Annotated in this window: 15 protein-coding genes; 4 read left to right on the forward strand and 11 right to left on the reverse strand. The window is 67.3% G+C overall.

The genetic code is table 11. The features are described from left to right. Window positions 1–75: 75 nt before the first annotated feature. Window positions 76–960 carry a helix-turn-helix domain-containing protein gene (locus ABFX46_RS12810; protein WP_346042077.1) on the reverse strand — a complete coding sequence of 295 codons (885 nt, stop codon included), beginning with the start codon at window positions 958–960 and terminating at the stop codon, window positions 76–78. Between the two features lie 616 nt (window positions 961–1,576). Beyond that, a complete protein-coding gene (gene sigJ / locus ABFX46_RS12815) occupies window positions 1,577–2,530 on the reverse strand; it encodes an RNA polymerase sigma factor SigJ (protein WP_346042078.1) in 954 nt (317 codons plus the stop codon). Window positions 2,531–2,664: 134 nt separating this feature from the next. Between sigJ and ABFX46_RS12820 the strand changes: the two genes are divergently transcribed. Further along, window positions 2,665–3,318, forward strand: a complete 654-nt coding sequence (locus ABFX46_RS12820) for an LUD domain-containing protein (protein WP_346042079.1) — start codon at window positions 2,665–2,667, stop codon at window positions 3,316–3,318. Between the two features lie 129 nt (window positions 3,319–3,447). Further along, a complete protein-coding gene (locus ABFX46_RS12825) occupies window positions 3,448–3,882 on the forward strand; it encodes an ester cyclase (RefSeq protein ID WP_346042081.1) in 435 nt (144 codons plus the stop codon). Between the two features lie 167 nt (window positions 3,883–4,049). Here the strand turns inward: ABFX46_RS12825 and ABFX46_RS12830 are convergent, their stop codons facing one another. The 5 genes from ABFX46_RS12830 to ABFX46_RS12850 all read right to left on the reverse strand — a co-directional run bounded on the left by ABFX46_RS12830 (window position 4,050) and on the right by ABFX46_RS12850 (window position 7,888). Further along, window positions 4,050–5,087, reverse strand: a complete 1,038-nt coding sequence (locus tag ABFX46_RS12830) for an XRE family transcriptional regulator (protein ID WP_346042082.1) — start codon at window positions 5,085–5,087, stop codon at window positions 4,050–4,052. Window positions 5,088–5,103: 16 nt separating this feature from the next. Then, window positions 5,104–5,754, reverse strand: a complete 651-nt coding sequence (locus ABFX46_RS12835; RefSeq protein ID WP_346042083.1) for a hypothetical protein — start codon at window positions 5,752–5,754, stop codon at window positions 5,104–5,106. Between the two features lie 55 nt (window positions 5,755–5,809). Beyond that, entirely contained in the window at window positions 5,810–6,598 is a 789-nt protein-coding gene (locus ABFX46_RS12840) for a glutamate ABC transporter substrate-binding protein (RefSeq protein WP_346042084.1), read from the reverse strand. A 72-nt stretch (window positions 6,599–6,670) separates the two neighbouring features. After that, a complete protein-coding gene (locus ABFX46_RS12845) occupies window positions 6,671–7,249 on the reverse strand; it encodes a hypothetical protein (protein WP_346042086.1) in 579 nt (192 codons plus the stop codon). Between the two features lie 207 nt (window positions 7,250–7,456). Then, window positions 7,457–7,888 (reverse strand): SRPBCC family protein, encoded by a 432-nt coding sequence (locus ABFX46_RS12850; protein WP_346042087.1) that lies wholly within the window; start codon window positions 7,886–7,888, stop codon window positions 7,457–7,459. A gap of 77 nt (window positions 7,889–7,965) precedes the next feature. Between ABFX46_RS12850 and ABFX46_RS12855 the strand changes: the two genes are divergently transcribed. Beyond that, window positions 7,966–8,832, forward strand: coding sequence for a sigma-70 family RNA polymerase sigma factor (locus ABFX46_RS12855; protein WP_346042089.1), 867 nt, complete (start codon window positions 7,966–7,968; stop codon window positions 8,830–8,832). 113 nt (window positions 8,833–8,945) lie between these two features. Here ABFX46_RS12855 and ABFX46_RS12860 read toward each other — a convergent pair whose 3' ends face one another. Together ABFX46_RS12860 and ABFX46_RS12865 are read right to left on the reverse strand one after the other, a co-directional pair. Beyond that, window positions 8,946–9,311, reverse strand: coding sequence for a hypothetical protein (locus tag ABFX46_RS12860; protein WP_346042091.1), 366 nt, complete (start codon window positions 9,309–9,311; stop codon window positions 8,946–8,948). After that, window positions 9,299–9,715 (reverse strand): ATP-binding protein, encoded by a 417-nt coding sequence (locus ABFX46_RS12865; RefSeq protein WP_346042092.1) that lies wholly within the window; start codon window positions 9,713–9,715, stop codon window positions 9,299–9,301. The genes ABFX46_RS12860 and ABFX46_RS12865 overlap by 13 nt, the downstream gene beginning before the upstream one ends. A gap of 745 nt (window positions 9,716–10,460) precedes the next feature. Here ABFX46_RS12865 and ABFX46_RS12870 point away from each other — a divergent pair. Further along, window positions 10,461–11,687, forward strand: a complete 1,227-nt coding sequence (locus tag ABFX46_RS12870) for a helix-turn-helix domain-containing protein (RefSeq protein WP_346042094.1) — start codon at window positions 10,461–10,463, stop codon at window positions 11,685–11,687. Between the two features lie 109 nt (window positions 11,688–11,796). Here the strand turns inward: ABFX46_RS12870 and ABFX46_RS12875 are convergent, their stop codons facing one another. Next, entirely contained in the window at window positions 11,797–16,482 is a 4,686-nt protein-coding gene (locus tag ABFX46_RS12875; protein WP_346042096.1) for a DEAD/DEAH box helicase, read from the reverse strand. A gap of 247 nt (window positions 16,483–16,729) precedes the next feature. Beyond that, a complete protein-coding gene (gene drmB / locus ABFX46_RS12880; RefSeq protein WP_346042097.1) occupies window positions 16,730–18,580 on the reverse strand; it encodes a DrmB family protein in 1,851 nt (616 codons plus the stop codon). Between the last annotated feature and the right edge of the window lies 1 nt (window position 18,581).

The raw sequence follows: 18,581 nt of genomic DNA on the forward strand, positions 1-18,581 counted from the left end.
GCGGGCGCGGCGATGCCGGTCGGCGCGGCCGGGTTCCTGCTGACCCCGGCCTTCCTGCGCCGGGCCGGACCGCCGTCAGTAGTCGTTGAGGAGGTCCTTGAGGAAGGCGGTGGTGCGGGCCGGGCGCGCGGCGCGGATCGCGAGCAGGTCCATGATCTTCTGGTAGCGGGCGGCCTCGCCCCCCTCGGGGTAGCGGGCGCCGGTGAGCTGCTCCAGGTAGACGACGTCGTCGAGGTCGTGCTCGGCGAACCGGACGACCGTGATCGGCCCGCCGAGCGCCAGATGCCCGCCGGCGGCGAACGGCAGGACCTGTAGCCGCACGTTCGGCATGCCCTCCGACACGGCGATGAGGTGCTCGATCTGGCCGCGCATCGTCTCCGGCCCGCCGAACGGCCGCCGCAGCGCCGCCTCGTCGATGACCGCCCACAGCGTCGCCGGCCCGACCGGCCGGTGCAGGATCCGCTGCCGCGTCATCCGGACGGTGAGCCGCCGCTCGAGCCCGTCGTACGGGGCGTCATGGTGTTCGAGCCCGATGACGGCCCGCGCGTAGTCGCGCGTCTGTAACAGGCCGGGGATGTACTGGACCTCGTAGCTGCGGATCGTCGCCGCCGACTGCTCCAGCCCGAGGTACTGCTCGAACCAGCTCGGCACGACATCGCCGTAGCTCTGCCACCAGCCGGGCTTCTTCGCCTCCCGGACGAGCTCAAGGAAGCTGGCACGCTCGTCCTCGTCGTGGACGCCGTAGAGGTCGAGCAGATCGAGGACGTCCCGGACCTTGAACCCGTGCCGCCCCAACTCGAGCCGGCTCATCTTGGACGCCGACGAACGGATCGCGTCGCCCGCCTCCGCCCGTCCGATGCCCTTGTCCTCCCGCATCCGCCGAAGCCGCGCCCCGATCTGCATGCGCAGCGCGGTCGGCCCCGCCTGCGCGCGCGGACCTGCCTGCCGATTGTCCAGCACAAGATCTCCAGCGTCCCGTACGTCCCGACAACCCTCGGAGGGTCTCACAGCGAATCCCGGAAGCGCAGGAAACCTCCGGCCAGAGATATGTAACTCCCGACGCCCACCGGCAAGGAGAAATTGGTCGATTCACACACCGCCCGACGCAACCCACCCCCAAGATTCACCAGCCGCAGCGCCACCACTCCCAGAGACCGAACCACCCACCCCTCCCAAGAACCCCGCAGGGACACCCAGCCAACCCCGCTCGGCATGCCGGGCAAACCGCACCCAGCGTGACCAAAGCCCCCATGTGGCGCCCACGGTGCGTGCTGCCGGATGCCGCGCGGCGTGGGGGAGCCGCCCACTGCACGACGAGTAACCCTGCGGCGTCGTGACACACAGTGCGCAGTACGGCGGCAGACCACCGGCTGTCCGGCTCCGAACCCTGCGCGGTGGCGAACTGCGCGTGGTTACGGAGCGTGTGTGGAGCGGGGGAGATCGGTGGTGCGTGGCGCGGCATCGTGTGCGGCGTTTGCGGCAAGGATTTTTGGTGCATGCCGGTGCGGCGGGCTTAGGGCATTGGGTGTTGGGCGTCAGCAGCGTTGGGGATGGGCTGGCCGGGTGTGGTGTGACGTTAGTCCGTTGTCCAGGGGCGGAGTTTTTCGGGGTTGCGCATTACCCAGATGTGCTTGATTCGGTCGTCCGCGATATCGAAGGCGAAAACCGTTACGGTGACGCCGTCCTGCTGGGCCACGAGGCCGGGCTGGCCGTTGACCGTTCGCTCCAGGACGAGCATGTTGTCGGGCCTTCGGCCGGCGAGGTCGATCCAGGCGTGTGCGATCGGCTCGGCGCCTTCGATGGGGTCCAGGAAGGTCAAGGCGAGTCCGCCGCCGTCGGCGATGGCCGTGGCGTCGGGGTCGAGGAGCGCGAGGAGGGCGTTGATGTCCTTGGCCTCCCACGCCTGCTTGAAGTCGCGGACGATGCCGGCGCGCTCGGCGGGCGGGGTCGCGGCGGGCTGCGAGGTGCGTATGCGGCGGCGGGCCGAGGACGCCAGCTGGCGGCACGCGGCTGGGGAACGGCCGACGATCTCGCCCACCTCGGCGAAGGAGTGGCAGAAGACGTCGTGCAGGATGAACGCGACGCGTTCGGCCGGGGTCATCGATTCGAGCACGACGAGGAAGGCCAGGTTGACCGACTCGTCCAAGGTGACCCGGTCAGCGGGGTCGATGGCGGTGCCGGCCGGGCGTCCGGTGACCCATTCCGTGCTTCCGGGGAGTGGCTCGGGGATCCATTCGCCGACGTAGGTCTCTCGGCGGGCCCGTGCCGACTTGAGCAGGTTGAGGCAGATGCGGCTGGCGACCGTCGTCAGCCAGGCGCCGGGGGACGCGATGGCGCCCTGCTGCTGCCGGGACATGGCGTACCAGCGGGTGTAGGTCTCCTGGACGGCGTCTTCGGCTTCGACGAGGGAGCCCAGCAGACGGTACGCGAGATTGATCAGGTGGCGCCGCTCGCTCATGATCGCGTCCAGGCCCGGCTCGGCCCGGTCTCCGCCCGAGTCGGCCGCGTCCGGTGTGGACCGGGTGGTCATGGCCCGCCGCCTCCCCTCGGTTGCTTTCGCCTTCACCAGTTCGACAAGACAGCGGGATGGGATGTGAGGCGACGTGCCCGCCTCACATTCCCGGGGGCTGCGTTGTCGAACTGCTGAGACGAACACATCATCCAGTGAACGGGGAGCTCAGCGACATCATGACCACTTCAATGCACGACACCGCGTTCGTCGACCCGGCTCCCGCGCAGCGCTTGGAGCGGGCGGCCGCCGCGCTGGTTGCGAATGGTTTCACGGTGGAAGTCCTCGATGATGTGGCCGCAGCGCGTGCCCGCATCAAGGAACTGATCCCCGAGGGCGCGGAGGTGTTCACCGGGGCCAGCGAGACCCTCCGCCTGTCCGGGATCGACGAGGACATCAACGCCAGCGGACGGTACCGGGCCAGCAGGCCACTCCTCCTGGCCATGGACCGCGCCACGCAGATGGACGACATCCGGCGGCTGAGCGCCACCCCCGACGTCATCGTGGGCAGCGTGCAGGCGGTCACCGAAACCGGCTCGCTCGTGGTCGCCTCGGGGAGCGGGAGCCAGTTGCCCGGCTACGCCGGTGGCGCCGCCCGCGCGATCTGGATCGTCGGCGCGCAGAAAGTGGTACCTGATCTGAGCACCGCATTGCGCCGTATCGAGGACCATTGCCTCCGGCTGGAGAGCACCCGCACCCAGGCGGCCTATGGGTCGCCCAGCGCCATCAACCGCCTCCTCGTCCTCAACGCCGAACTTCGTCCCGGACGCGGCACCGTCCTGCTGCTCCGCGAAGCCATCGGATTTTGAACCGGTGGCGTGCGTTCGCAGCCGGGGCGCGCCTTCTGCACCTCTGGGACGGGGAGTACCGACGATGAGCCGCCGACCGATCGGTATCTGGCGGGGAGCAGGGACGGTGGGTTGACCTTGGAGGGGGACATGTCAGCAGATCAGATAGCCCGGAACAAGGCGGCGTTCAGCCGTCTGCACGAGGCCCAGAGCAGCGGTGACGTGGAGGTCTTCCGGAAGGTGGTCGACGAGGTCGTCCAGCCGGACGTGCTGATCCGCACGTCGCTGCCGATCGAGGCGACGGGCGCCGAAGCGCTCAAGCAGGTGGGCGCGATGCTCCTGCGCGCGTTCCCCGACCTTCACGTCGAGGTCGAGGACGTGATCGCCGAAGGCGACAAGATCGTCTTCCGGAACACGGTCACCGGGACCCATCGGGGCGAGTACATGGGCGTCGCGCCGACCGGCAGATCCATCACCTACAGGGAGATCATGATCGTGCGCTTCGCGGACGGGCGGATCGCCGAGACCTGGGGGATCGTTGACGTCCTCGCGCAGATGAAACAACTCGGTCTGATTCCGGCATAGGGCACGTTCCTTCCCGTCCCCAATCGGGTGGCGCCCGGAGCCTGCGGTCCGGCATGAGCGGTGGCGGCGGGCGGGACGGCGCCATGCCGGGTTTCAGTGCTTGTGGCCAGGAATGACGCCTCGCCTGCCGTGGCGAGGTGGTGCGCGCAGGTTAGCCCCGAGCAGGGTTAGCGCGGGGGGACGAGCAGGTCCAGGTCGGCCCGGGGGACGCGGGCTCGGTCGGCGACGGCGTCGCGGTCGGTACCGGCGTGGGCGACGATCTCGATCGCGCGGGTCAGCATCGTCGGCTGCTCCAGCGGCTTCGCCGGGCCCGGTTCGTGGCGGCGCCAGCCGCGCGAGCTCATGGCGCTCATCGCGTTCCGGTACGCGGTCTCCTTCATGATGCCGAGGGTGCGGGCACGGTAGAGGAGCGCGGCCAGACTGACACCCCAGGTCGTCTTGAGGCGGGCGAGGCGGTCCCAGTCGGGGGTGGCGGGCAGTTCGGCGGCGATGTCCTGTTCGGGCATGAGGAATTCGGCCGCGAAGCGGTGCGCCTGGTCTTCGACGACCTTCTCGCCGGGTTCGGCGTCGGCGTGCATAACCAGATGCCCCAGCTCATGGGCCGCGTCGAACCTGTTGCGCCAGTAGTCGCCCTTGGCCGGGTTGAAGAAGACCATCGGCCGCGGGTGGACGCCCACGCTGAACGCGTCGACCCGCTCCGCCGCCTGCGGCAGGACGAGGACGATCACGCCGTGCTGTTCGAGCAGCCGGACCACGTGCGGCACCGGCCCCGCCTGCGCCAGCAGCGCCTTCCTGGTCAGCCGGGCGGCTTCGACGGGCCCGGGGCCGGCGATCTCGTCCGGCGACACCGGGTATTCGGGCAGGTCGACTTCGGGGAAGTCGACGAGGTCTTCGAGGGCGGCGACGACGTCGGTGGCGATGCGTCCGTAGGCGAGCGCCTGGTCGCGCTCGATCTGGCTGGTCGACCTGAGCGACCGGAAATGGGCGCCGTCCATGGAGACGGGACTGCGCCCGGCCTGGAAGAACTCGGCCGGGACGCCGAGCGCGATGGCGAGCCGTTTCAGCGTCAGCTCGTCCGGCGGCTGGACGCCCGCCTCGTACCGTCCGATCGCTTTCGGCGTCGTCCCGACGGCGTCCGCGAGCTGGTTCTTCCGCAAGCCTCTGAGCCGCCGGGCCAGCGTCAGCCGCTCGCAGTCGAACAGCACCCTGCGCCACCCTTTGCTAGGCCGTCTTCGTCTCCCCGCGGAGCCGCATGGGGACGTCGTCTTCCTTGTCGTCCCAGAGCGGCATCGTCCGCTCGACGAGCTTACGACGTGGATCGGGCCCGATGGCGTCGTCCAGCTGTTTCACCCAGTGCCAGGCGGTGCCGCCGTCCGCGTTCCATCGGGGACGGCCCAGGAAGAGCTCCATTTCGAAAGGGTCCTCGGTGGCGCTGTGCGCGAGGACCAAGGTCACGACGCCGGGCGTGTCGTGGACGTCGAGGCCGAGGGGCAGCGTCAGTTGCGGGTCTTCGACGTATCCCTGGCGGGCGACGGCCTGCTTGGTGGGGCTGTCCCGGTCCCACCGGATCGCTCGGACGTTGCCGAACTCGTGCCGCTTGAGCAGGACGCGGTAACGCCCGTAACGCCAGCCGGGCGAGCCGTTCAAGTCGTCCCGGACGACCTGCTTCGCCAGCTCGCCGCGCCCGAAGACGCGGTCGAGGTGGTGCGCCAGCGTTTCGAACGCGCCGACGCCGTACGTCCGCTCCTTGAAGCCCGCCTCACGGCTCAGTCCGTTGAACAGGGCAAGCGTCGCCTCGCGGTGCGCCTCCCGCACGCCGTGCAGGAAGCCCGCCGCCAAGAGCTCGTCCCAAGCATCCCGGTCTTCAGCCACGCCTCCACTGTAGGGAGGGGCACTGACATTACGGGTGACGCCGGTGCGCGTGACGCTACGAGCAGCCTTCGAACTGCGGCACCTCATCGACGAGCTTGAGGCCGCTGGACCCGAACCACTTGCGCAGCAGCCAACCCGCCGTCCCGTCCTGGTACATGGTGGTGACGGCCCGGTTCACCTTCTCGCAGGCGTCGATGTCGCCCTTCCGCATGCCGATCCCGTAACGCTCGTCGGTGAACGGCGTGTTGAGGATTTCGAGATCCGGTGCCGCGAACCCGGCCAGCACCAGGTCGCCGGTGGAAACCGCGTCAACCGCGCCCGCGCGCAGCTTCGCCACGCAATCGCTATAGGACGAGGCGGGGACGAGTTCGGCGGCAATGCCGAGGCCGCTGACCACGCGCTCTGTCGAAACCGACCCGCTCGCCTGGCACATCCGCCGTCCGGCCAAGTCGCGGACGCTCCGAATGCCGACCGCGCCGCGCCGGACCATGACGTCCTGATGCGCGACGTAATAGGGACCGGCGAACGTGACGAGATGCGCGCGATCGGGAGTGATGGAGTAGGAGGCGAGCACGAGATCGACCGAATGCTCGTCGAGCTTCTCCTCGCGGTTGTCCGACCTGACCTCTTTGAATGTCACGCGGGAGGCACCGAGCCGGCGGGCGATGTAGGAGCCGACATCGACCTCGAAGCCGCGGAAGACGCCGTTCTCCTCGCGGCCGAGTCCGGGCTGGTCGGCCTTGACCCCGACCACGATGACATCCCCGCCGGGAATGGACGCACTCGCGGTAGCGCACCCCGCAAGGCCGATCACGAGGGCCAGACTCATCAGGAAGTGCCGCACACTCCCTGGCTATCGACACGAATGAACCGGCAAGTGAACGGGGGACGGCTGGACACCTGCCCGAAGATGGCCTTATCGACGCCGGGCGGGCCGGTCGGCGGCGAAGAGCCGCACCTGCCGGAGCCTGGGCTCGGGACCGATCCGGCCCTCGCGCACCCAGAGGGCATGGACGGTCAGCAATACGAGTTGCCGTGCCCCGAAGAAGAGCAGCGCCGCCAATGGCAACTCGCCCACTAGCGCTGTGATGAGGCTCAGCGGGAACTCTCCCGATCCCCAGGAGAGCCAGACGTCGAACCAGGCATCGCAGATGAGGAGTGTCCCGGCGACGATCTGCCCGAAAATGGCGATCTGCAGGCGCTTCCAGATGGCGAACGCGGTGGCCGCGATCGCCAGCGTCAGTCCGACGTCGAAGCCGATCCAGGCGACCGCCCACTGCCCGGCGGTGAAATGCTGCGGCAGCGTGAAGGCGAGTACGACCGTCCAGGGGACGAGCCAAACGCAGCAGGCGATTAGCAGGACGAGCGCCAGGACGCGCCGCCGCCGGTTCCGAGGGTCTTCCAGTGGGTCGAGGTCTTCTGCCGCGAGGAGCGTCCGCAACAATTCGGTGCGCTGCTCGGCTGAAAGCCGCCGCACCTCCTCAGGTGTCAACACCGCAGCCACCTCCGTCCCAACCCTAAGAACCGTCCGTCACCGGGGAAAGGGGCCGACGGTTGCGTGAAGGGCCGCAGGTGCCAGTCCGAAGAGAACCGCATGGTCGTCGATCAGCACGCACGTCCCGCCGCCGTGATGCAAGCGGCCGCCACCTGAAACAACCCGCAGACACCGCAGCGCCCAGTCGGTAGCCCGACGATCGTCCTGCTACCCGCGTCCCTCAAGCAGCAGCTTCAACCGCTGGTGGCTCGCGGGGGCGGCCTTCGCGGCCATGCGGCGGACCATCGGCACCAGGGCCGAGGCCATCCCGCGTCCGTCGAAGTCGAGCCCGAAGGTCACCCGGCACCGGTCGTCGGTGATCGGCTCGATGTCGACGGTCGCGTTCGGACGGATCGGCCCGTCCACGCCCCGGGCAGCCCAGGTGCGCGGCGGAACGCTCTCGGTGATCTCCTGCGTCATGGACCTCTCGGCACCACCGATCTTCCGGACGGTGGTGAACCGCGACCCGACCTCGTCCCCCTGGACGCTCACACGCGTCACATCCCGCTGCCACTCGGGAAACTTCGCCGGATCGACCACGTAGGCGAACACCTCGTCCGCCGGCCGGTTGATCTCGATGCTGTTCACGAAGGCGGTCATGTCTCCTCCCGATGCAGTCACATCTGCCCTGAGCAATCCGTCATAGACACGACGGATCCCGGGGGAAGGATGTGACCGTGGACGACGAGCAGCTCGCGGAACGGTTCGAGGCCAATCGCCCGCGCCTGGCCGCGCTCGCGTACCGGATGCTCGGCTCGCCGACAGAGGCGCACGATGCCGTCCAGGAGGCGTGGCTGCGCCTGTCCAGGACGAACACCGACCGGATCGAGAACCTCAACGGGTGGCTGACGACGATCGTCGCCCACATCTGCATAGACATGCTGCGGACCCGGACGTCCCGCCGGGAAGACCCGCTCGACGAGCGCCTACCGGAGCCGCTGATCAGCCAGGACGGTTCCGATCCCGAAGAACAGGCGCTGCTCGCGGACGCGGTCGGCGTCGCGATGCTCGTCGTCCTCGACACCCTCACACCGGCCGAGCGCCTGGCCTTCGTCCTGCACGACCTGTTCCAGATGCCGTTCGACGAGATCGCCCGCATCCTCGACCGGAGCCCGACGGCGACCCGCCAACTGGCCAGCCGGGCCCGCCGCCGCGTCCGCGCGGCCCCCGTGCCGGACCCGGACATGAGCCGCCAACGCGCCGTCGTGGACGCGTTCTTGACCGCGTCCAAGAACGGCGACCTGGAGGCCCTGGTCGCGACCCTCGCACCCGACATCGTCCTGCGCGCCGAGGCCGAGGGCGAGTTCCTGCACCTGCGCGGCGCCCGGGAGATCGCCCAGCGCGCGATCGCCTTCTCGTTCCGCGCGGAGTTCGCCCGCCCGGCCCTGATCAACGGCACCGCCGGCCTGGTAGTGGCGACCGAAGACGAACCCATAGCCGTGATGGCCTTCACGGTAGTCAACGACAAGATCGCCGAACTGGACATCTACGCCGACCCCGCCCGCCTGGCCACCCTCAACCTGCCCCTCTTCGACGTCCCCTGACCCCGCCAGACCCCTGCTGCGGCCAGCCGGACACGGCCGCAGCAGGGGTGGCTCATGCACTCCACGCCTGCGGGCGTCCCGGCGCTAGGACGTGTGCATGTTCATGCCATGGGCTACCAAGTGCCCGGGAACATCTGGTGCTTGAGGAGCCGATCGATCTGCTCGGCCGCCGACTTGGCGTCCCCGCATGGCCAGAGGTAGCCCTGACGTCCACGCAGTGCTTCGTAGTAGCCCCACGTACCGCCCGGTGTGGCCCGGACGGACACGACGAGCCCGACGTCTTTGGTGAGACCGGCGTGTACCCAAAGCATGGGCAACGGCGTCGGGAACTCGTCGGGTCGGTAGAGCTTCGTGAAGCGCCATCCCCGTGCCTGGAGCGCGATCGCCAGCGCATCCAGGTAGCGGGTGGTGGTCCGCCTGCCCAACCGCGTCCGCAGGCGGAGCACCTGACGTTCGGCCTGGACGCTCAGAGTGCGCATTTGGCCCAGGTCACCTTCCCCCCACTGTGCAGCGGTCGGGTGCCCCACTCCTTCGCGAGCACGGACACCAGGACGAGCCCGCGTCCGTCGGTCGCCGTGTCGCTCTCCGGCTGGACGACGGGGGAGCCGTCGCCACCGTCCTCGACCTCGATGACGGGCAGCCCGTCCGCCTCGTCCACCACCACCCGGACGACGATCGGCGGGTCGCCGTGCAGGATCGAGTTGGTGACGAGCTCGGACGCGACGAGCTGCGCGGTGTAGGCGTCGCCGATGCCGTGGTCCTGGAACCACTCGCCGACGAAGCGCCGGGCGGCCGCGGGCGCCTGCTTGTCCGCTCCCCGCACGAGCAGCTCCAGATCACCCACCGCGGTGATCACCTCTTCGTCCTCAATGTGGCCGCCCAACGCGTCCCACCTTCCTCATTCGTTATGCCTTGGGGCGTGTCCCACCGCTCCGGCGCAGCGACCGGCCCTGCCGGCGGGCCCGCTGATGCGGACCAGGCCGTGTTGGACTCGTTCGCCAAGGCCGCCGGAGGAGTCGTAGCTCCGCGCACCGCCATGACCGCGTCGGCAAGACCGGCCGGGGTGGCGGCCTCGACGAGACGGTCTCCGACCAGCGCCCACCAACGGCGCGTGTGGAAACCGAACCAGGCGACCACCCCGAAACGCTGCTCCAGCTCACGGACCTCCGCACGATGGATGGGGCCCACGTCTATGCGGGTGGTCGCGTCCGACGTCGCCATCACGCCTCCAGCTCACGCAGTCGCGCGTCCATCTCCTCGACCGTTCGCGCTCGAAGCAACTGCTGCGGTGACCCGCCGGGCAGGGTCTGGGCGAGCCAGTCTCCGTGCCGACCGTCGGGCAGGACTTCACGCCAGATGTCCCACGCGTGCCCATGCCTGGCACGCAACATTTCGGCAGGTGAGGGACGAGGCGCTTCCACAGTGACCCCTTCATCTCGCTGCCTGGCTGCTCGGACGCCGGAGACGCTACGTTGGCTCAACGTGTCGATACAGTCACGCTGCGCAGTCGTTCGATGGGGTGGCATCAAAAGGGATATGAGGCGTAGTCGTTTGACTACAGACGCCTACATGGCCGCTGCGGCGACTTACGCTGAGATTGTCGAGACGCTCGAAGAAGGGCAGGGCAAATGCAGGACGCCAGCATCAGCGACCGCGTCCGAGAGCTGCGACGCCGACGCGGAATGACCCAGGAAGAACTCGCCGAACGGGCCGCGTTGTCGCTCGCGGTGATCAAGAAGTTGGAGCAGGGCGGCACTTGCCGCATGGAGACCTACCACCAACTCGCCCGCGCGCTCGGCGTCACCACCGTCTGGTTCGTCTCCGCCGGATCCCCTGAACCGACTGAAGCGACCGTCGATGAGGTCGTCCTCGCGGACATACGCTCGGCGATCAATCCGCCCGTCGGGTTGACGGGCCGTCCCCTCTACGGGACCGCCGACGCTGATCAGCCCGACCTCGCGCGCCTCGCCGGCGCAGTGGCCGCCGTCGCCGCCAAATACCATGCCGACGCCTACGACGATCTTGCGCAGCTCATGCCGGCTCTCGTGCGGTCGGCCCACCACCATGTGGAAGTCCACGACACGGGGGACGAGCATCGGGACGCCCTCCGGCTTCGCGCGGACGTCCTTGGCCTTGCGGGACGGTACCTCATCCAAGTTCGCGCACATGACCTATCGCTGATCGCACTCCACGCATCGTTGCGAGACGCAATGGAGATCGGCGACATCCCGCTCGCTGCCGCGTCCGTCAGCTCGCAGGCGTGGGCCATGCTGCGCCAAGGACGCTTCGCCGAGGTTGAGCGGCTATGTGTCGACACCGCGGGACAGATCGAACCGAAGATGAGCAAGGCATCGCCGGACGAGCTCTCGGGATGGGGCTACCTGCTGCTGAGGGCCGCGGCTGCCGCATCCCGCAACAATCGCCCCGAGGAGGCGCGCGAGTACGCCCGTGCTGCCGGAGCGGCAGGTGCCCGCCTCGGCCGACAACACGAAGATCTTGTGGGGCACAGGGCCTTTGGGCCTCTGACTCCGGCGCTGATGATGACAGAAATCGAGATGCTGGACGGCCACCCTGATCGCGCCCTGGACCTTGCCCGGGACATACCACGCGATGTCGGTACCGGAAACACCTCCAGTTGGGACCGGCATCGTCTCGACATCGCGCGCGCGAAAGCACAAACCGGCGACCCGGAAAAAGGCACGGAAATCGTTCAGACGATCCGCGCGGAACACCCCGAATGGCTGCGCTACCAGCAGTATGCCCGCGACATCACCCGCGAACTACTGGACGCGCGTCCCAGAATGCCCTCACGAGCCACGCTCGACCTCGCCGACTTCATGGGCGTAGAGCCTTAGCGGGCGTCAGGCGGGCGGTCGACCTCGATTCGAACAATGAGCCGATCAAACATCGAGCGGATGAGGAAGGGGTCAGAACACGTAACACGCGTGACGTGCGTCCTCGGGGTCAGCGCCGCTTCCAGAGGTGCTCGAACTTGCGGAAGGCAAGCTCCTCGCCGTACTGGGCGATGTTGTCGGCGACATTGATGATCAGACATTCCTCCTTGCCCCCGTTCTTCGGGCCGCGTAGTCCTCTGCCGATCATCTGCTGGTAGACGTTGGGGCTGTAGGTGGGGCGCGCCACGATGACCGCGCGTGTCGCGGGCGCATCGAAGCCCTGTGAAATAACTCCGTAGTTGGCCAGGACGCGTATCCGATGATTGCGAAACTGCTCGATCACCCGACGTCGGACGCCGATGTCCGTGTCACCGGAGATGGCTGCGGCCGGCACCCCCTTTCGGGTGAGCAGCGCGGCGATCATATGTGCGTGATCAACCGACGTTGCGAACAGGAGGATCGGCCAGTCTTCCGGCAGAGAGCGGATCTTTCGCAGGAGAATCTCGTTGCGGTCATGGTTCCGGCCGAGCCGATCTTCCGCTGTCGGCGGCAACCTTCGCAGCCGCACCAGGTTGGCCCGCTCGTCGGCATCCAACTCGATGTTCGCACCGGCGAGTTCCTCGTGGTTCACTCGGGCGAGCACCCCGAGTTCCTGCAACGGCGGGTAGGGATTCTCGCCGAGGATTTCCCGCCCATGACGGTCGTGATCGAGGCGAATCCCGCCGTAACGAGCCACCAGGCGGGAGGTCTCGTCTTCGTCGACGCCCCGGAACGGTGTCGCGCTGAGCCCGATCAGTGGGCACCTGGTTCGACGTGCCGTCAAGCCGAGCGCTGACAAGACCTTGGTGTAGCGGGGGCTCAACGACGTGTGCGCCTCATCGACGATGACCGCTTGTGCCCGACGCAGCCATTCGTACTCGGGTTCGCTCACGACCTTTTCCAACTTGGCGTCCGTGGCGACGACCAAGTGGAAGCCCGCGGAGACCGGGTCTGCCTCGTGGCCGGTCCACAATCTGCTGATGGTGAGGCGGCGACGTTCCGGGCCGATCGCCCTCCAGACGAACTGCCAGCTCTGCACGGCCTGCTCGCACAGTTCCTCGGTCTGCGCGATCCAGAGAACCGGGACGGACACCCTTTCTTCGGGCAGGCCGGTGAGTAGACGGATGGCCGCCTCGACCGCGACCCGAGTCTTGCCGGCGCCGGTGGGCAGACTGAGCATCCCTCGCTGTGGTGGTGAACTTCGAAGGACATCGGTCATACGACCGACCATGCGCTCCTGGTAGTCGTGGAGAGGAGGGAAGTCCACAGGACCTTCTACGGTGAGCATCGGGTCAAGGGCGGGCGTGGCGTAGCCTGCGAACTCTGTGGAAAAGCCCAGATCCGCAACGAAAGAGCGAGCGCGATGCCCGCCCGCCATCTGTGTTGGGAGAACGAAACCCGCCTTCTCGAGTTCGGGGCGGTACTTGCGAAGAACAGCCGTCCCATATACCGAGATCGCCAGTTCGGCGATCGTTCGGTCGTCCGCCTTTCCCTCTGCCTTCTCGACGTACTCCACGAGCCCTTGCGGAAGTTTCTCTTGGAGCGTGGCCGCCGGCAGCATGCTCGTCAGCCGGTCGGCATCGTCCTTCTGTCGACGAACCTCGACCATGCGCTGGTTCTTGCGGATCTCCTCACGATGCCTGAGCACCTGTCGACAGCGCTCCGGCGTGAGCTCGAGATGCATCAGTGCACTCAGCTCTTGCAGCAGTGCGAAATCGTCTTCGACTTCGCGCCAGAAGACGGACTGTTCATCACGTCCGATGTTCAGCGGTTGGGCGATCTGCCCGGACGGAGTTCGGATCAACTCGTCCAGGCGACTGCACCGGACCAGGGACAGTGCTCGCAGGGGTCTGCCCGGCAAGAGCCGCAGCTGGGGAAAGGTGTCCTCCAAAGGCGTCGGAGGGCCGAGTGGCATGGCCCGTAGTTCGGTCACCAGGGACTGGGCGAAGGAACGCATCGACCAGTCGCTGACGAGGCGACGTGCGGCGTCCATGCCGGGCGCGAGGATCGCCGGGACGTCGTGTGCGGTGAGTCGGGCGTACTGCGCTTCGTCCGCTGCCACGGCGACCTCTCCGGCGCTGCGCTCCGACCACCCCTTCCCGACACGGCATCGAAGCCGTTCGGGCGCCGGGACGCCGGCCTCTGCGGCCACCGCACAGATGCCGCCGACGAACTCATGGTTCTCCGACGACCTCGCCTTCTCGAAGTAGGCTGCCCATGCCCTCCGGGATATCCCGCTCAGTTGCTCGGGAAGGCTCAGGACGGTAGCCAGGCCGGCATCGACATGTGCCACCGGTAGAAAAGACGAGTAATTGGAGAGTGCCGGACCGGCGCATTCCCTGACGGCGTGTAACCCGAGTGAGGTATGAAGAAGGCCGTGTTCGTTCGCCATCCAGACGAGCGGTGAATCGATCGCCACCGGAAAGTCATCCCGGCGCGTCCTGGCCCAGACATGCCAGAGTGACTTCATTCCCATTGTGGGGATCGCTTCCAGGAAGCGGGCCCGGGCGCCGGGGCTGAGCTCGGAAAGAAGTCCCAATGAGCCTACCGGGGCGGCCCCTTCGATGATGATGTTGCCTTCTTGGGGGCGCCTTTCATTTGCCGGAATGGTGTGATAGTAGATGTCGAGGGCATACTTGCGATAGCGCTGATACCAGGCTTCCGACGTGGGGTCGACGCCGCTCTCCGGAACGTCGGCGAGTCCAAAGGTGCGCAGCATGCCGATGTCCGCATGGTGAAACGACAGGTCCACGACAAATTGGGCATCGTCCTGTGTTCCAGGTGGAATGACGCGTCCGGGCAGCAGGCACTGACGCAGTGGACGGAATGACCCTGCACCAGTGCGGACGCAGAGGTCACGGACGTCCACCTTCTGCTCTTTCAATATTTCTATGGCCGGTTCCGGCCCCGCCGCGCGAGCCAGGCGCCAGAATTGCTCCCATTGAGCCGGCCCGTAGCCGAGGAATCCCGGTCTGACGATGGCGGCGAATCGGCCCACGGCGTCCGCTTCGCGAATGCCGAGGACGGTCAGTGCGTCTCCCGCCGTGTCGTCCCGGTCCAATTCGGGATCGACGAACCTGAGATCGTCGCTGGTGTCCAGCGGGGTGCGCCGGAAGACGGTGTCGGCGAGCGGAGCGACCATGAGTCCTCGGTCGGTGCGCAGTACCCGGGCCTGACGTGCATCGGCCGCCAGTTGGTGTCGTTGGCGCACCATGTCGGCAACGATCGACAGTGCCGCGGCGGAGGCGGCCGCGGTTCCGTCGGAGACGAGCGCCTCCAGCCAGGTGCGCACGTCCGCGGGTCGCCGGCCCGCGAGGTCCAAGATGGTCTCTACGCGGGAGCGTCGAGTCGGATCCTCCACCGAAGGGTGACACCAGTTCGTCGGCCGTCCCGGGTACGACGACCACGTTTCAAGCCATTCTTTGCGAAGCCGCTCCGGATGCAGGTTGAGCGTGATCGGTCTGCGAAGCGTGCCGCTCTGATCTGGTATGGACGGCTTTTGAGCGGCGTTCTTGTAGACGAGATCCGTCAGCATCTCGTCGGCCCAGTTTCTCGCTTCTCGTCCGCGCGCCGTTATCAACGAGAGTGGCCGGCCAGGGTCCGAGGCCGTGGCGAGACGTGGGAGAGAGGTGACGATGAGGTCTGCTGCGACCTCCATGAGTTCATCGTTGAAACGGTTGTTCTTGATGAGGTTCTGTCGATCCTCATTCGTTTTCCATGGGGCGTTCAGTACTCCGCGCAGCGTGGTCGCCCACATCGTTGGGAAGAACGCCCAGAACTCTCCCAGACCTTGCTGGCCGCTGACGGGAACGGCCCAGGCAATGGGGATCTCGTCGCGGTTGTGATATTCACTTGCGTCCTGTCTGGCATGTTCGGTGGGTGTGTGCACCGTCTGGAAGACCATCCACTCGGACTTATCAGTGTGCCCGCCCTCCACGGTGACCAGTATTCGCTTGTTCCTCTTCTTTTGGACGGAGATCTCCCGGCGCAGGGGCTCTGTCGACCGCCGACGATCCTCGAGGATGATGTTCCCGACGTGCGGTGAGAAGATGGCGAATCTGGCAGGGAAATCGTTCAGGTCGTCCGCCAGACGGTCTGCTTGACCCTCGCGCAACGGCAGTTTCACCACCGTCGTGGCCCATGACATCAGTTCCGCAAGGATCGGATCACCGGCCCTCTCGGCGAGGGGATCCAGCAGGCCCGCCAAGCGGAGGACGGGAGTGGGACCGTCTCCGGGAACTCTCTCCCGGATTCGTTCCTCGGCGCGGGCCGCGTCCCAGCCGAACGAACCTGTTCGGCTGAAGAACTGTGGCCGGCTTGAGACGGTCAGAACCGATTTGAAGCCCAGGCCGAACCGCCCGATTTCGGTGCCCCTCTTGCGGGACATGTGCGATGCGAGGATGGTCTCGACGCCCTCAGGCGTGATCGGTCTTCCAAGGTTCGCGCAGTACAGCACGTCCTGCGACAGGACGACCTGGATCCGCCCGCCGGGCTCGTGCTGAAGTTCGTCGGCGCCGTTCTGGACCAACTCATAAAGTTGGCGGCGCCCATAGCCGCCTTGAGTGATCGAGCGTTCGATGTTCGCGTGCTCTTCGATCAAAGAGGGCTTGGCCTCGTAAGACCGCAGGTACCCTTCGGACTGCTCCAGTACGACCCGGGACACCTGGCCATCGGCATCGTCCCACGCGAGATCCACACGGCTGATCGAGGTGCCCATCGGCGCCTCTCCTCCCTGGGAGCCAGAGGTTTGCAGGTCGAAAGAAATATATGACGTCCAGCCGACTTTTCGGCAGTGTTCGTGACGAGGTCGGAACGTCGGCTTCCAACGCGGGTGCGGTGGTGCGAAGTGAACTCGAGCATCGTGGTGGCCGCGGCCTGGAACGGGGCCTATAGAGCCATGCCCGCAAGCGGTACGGCGGTCCCGTGTCGTCGTACCGCCTGCACGAGGGCCATTGCTCGGGCCTTCAGTCGGACGTGTCGAAGTAGCCGATTTCGGGGTTGTCCGGGGTGCCGATCAGGAGGGCTCGGTCGAGGAAGGTGTTGTTCGTTTCGCAGCTCGTTTCGGGCAGGAGGACGCAGGCGTAGCACGCGGCCAGATTCAGGCTGTCCGTGCCGCCCGCCTCCGTCTCCATGCAGGGCGGGTCCTGAGAGCACCAGGAGACGCGGTTCAGCGCGGAGGCGAGGGAGGCGCGCAGGTGGCGGGGTTCGCCTTGGCCCACGACGCCGCCGAGGCTGCCGGCGGAGTCGCTTGTGGCCGTGTAGATGAGCACTCCCGCCATGCCCTTCGGGCCGGGGGAGCAGTAGATGCGCTCGCGCAGGGCCGCGGCCGGATACCCGGAGTCGAGACTCCACTCATTGATCAGTGCGTGCGCGAGGGTGTGGAGGAGGACGAAGCGGGCGTCGATCGGGGAGGTCACGTCCTCCCTGGTCGGGTTGCGGCCCGCGATCTGGGCCCGTTTGAGCAACTGCGCGCTGTGGTTCTCGCTGATGCGCCGCGCTCGGTCGCGCGGTCCCGGAGTGTTCTCCCATTCATGCAGCCGGTCCCTGTTGAGCGACAGGAAGACGCCCTCGCCGCTGACCTCGATGGCGGGAAGCCAGTCGAGTTCCTCGAGGGAGAGTTCGGCCCGACGGACGGTCGCGGCCGGGTCCGGCATCTCGATCCGAGTGAACGACTGGAGCGCGCGGACCTCACGCAGCCGCTTGACGAGCATGACCTTGGTGAGGCCTTCGGGAGGCGGTGCGGAGGGATCCGCCGGCGCCGCCTCGCATTCGAAGTCGTCGTCCCGCGTCACCTCCGACGTGCCGTTGTAGAGCTGCTCGTACTCCTTGTGCCGGAGGCGACTGGAGGCGTCGAGTCTGACGTCTTCGTCCTCGGGCTCTTCACCGGCGAGTTTCTTCCGCTCCTCGAGCGCGCCCAAGACCTGATCGACGCTGAATCCCGTCCCGTCGATGAAGGTCTCGATCACGGCCAGCCGGGCGGCCTCGTTCTCCTCGTACTTGGCGAGCTTGTCCATGTGCTTGTTGAGCAGGCGCTGGAGGCCCTGCGACCAGGGCGGGATCGAAAGGGAGGAGCGCTGGACGGGGAACCACGCCGCAGACGAGCCTCGTTGCAGCGTTCGCGGCGGCTCGTCACAGCCCTTTTCCTCGGAGTACCTGCCCAGCCATGGGCGTCGGCCGCTGCACTTCACCCCGATGGACGGCATCGCGGCCTTGCCGAACGCCCCCTCCATGGAGGCGTCTTTGCCACAGGAGCATTTGATGATGATGGAACGTAGGGAGGCGCTTCCGCCGGTGCTGTGGAGAGTCAGCCGATGCTTCTGGACGGTGTCGTCGGAGGGGGTCGTCCTCTTGTGCACCCAGTCGAAGTAGGGGAAGTCGTCCAGATGCCCGTTCGCGCAGGCGACGACGAAACGGGACGGGGTCAGCGCCGACCCGCAGGCACCGCACACGCTCTTACCCGCCGGCGAGCCGAAACGACCGAAGGGCTGGAGGTCTCGACACGTCCCGCACGAGTACCACTCCGGGAACAGCCGGATCCTGACGCCGTCACCGGCCGGTGGGCTCGCGGCGGGCGGTAGCCGGAACTCGTGCACGCCGAGCCATCGTTGCAGGTTCGGCTCGTAGATCCGTTCGGCCCGGTCGGCGTTCCAGGTGTCGAGTCCGCTGACGATGAAGGAGCGGTCGCCGAGCGCCACCATGGAGCCCACCCCGTAGGTGGTGATCATCTGGGTGCGGCGGACGGCGCCTTCACGGGTGCGCGTGGTCTCCCGCGATTCGCGGCGCGGGCGCCGGTTGGAGGTGCTGCGCAGAGCCATG

Source organism: Actinomadura chokoriensis, assembly GCF_039529475.1.
Classification (GTDB): domain Bacteria; phylum Actinomycetota; class Actinomycetes; order Streptosporangiales; family Streptosporangiaceae; genus Spirillospora; species Spirillospora bangladeshensis.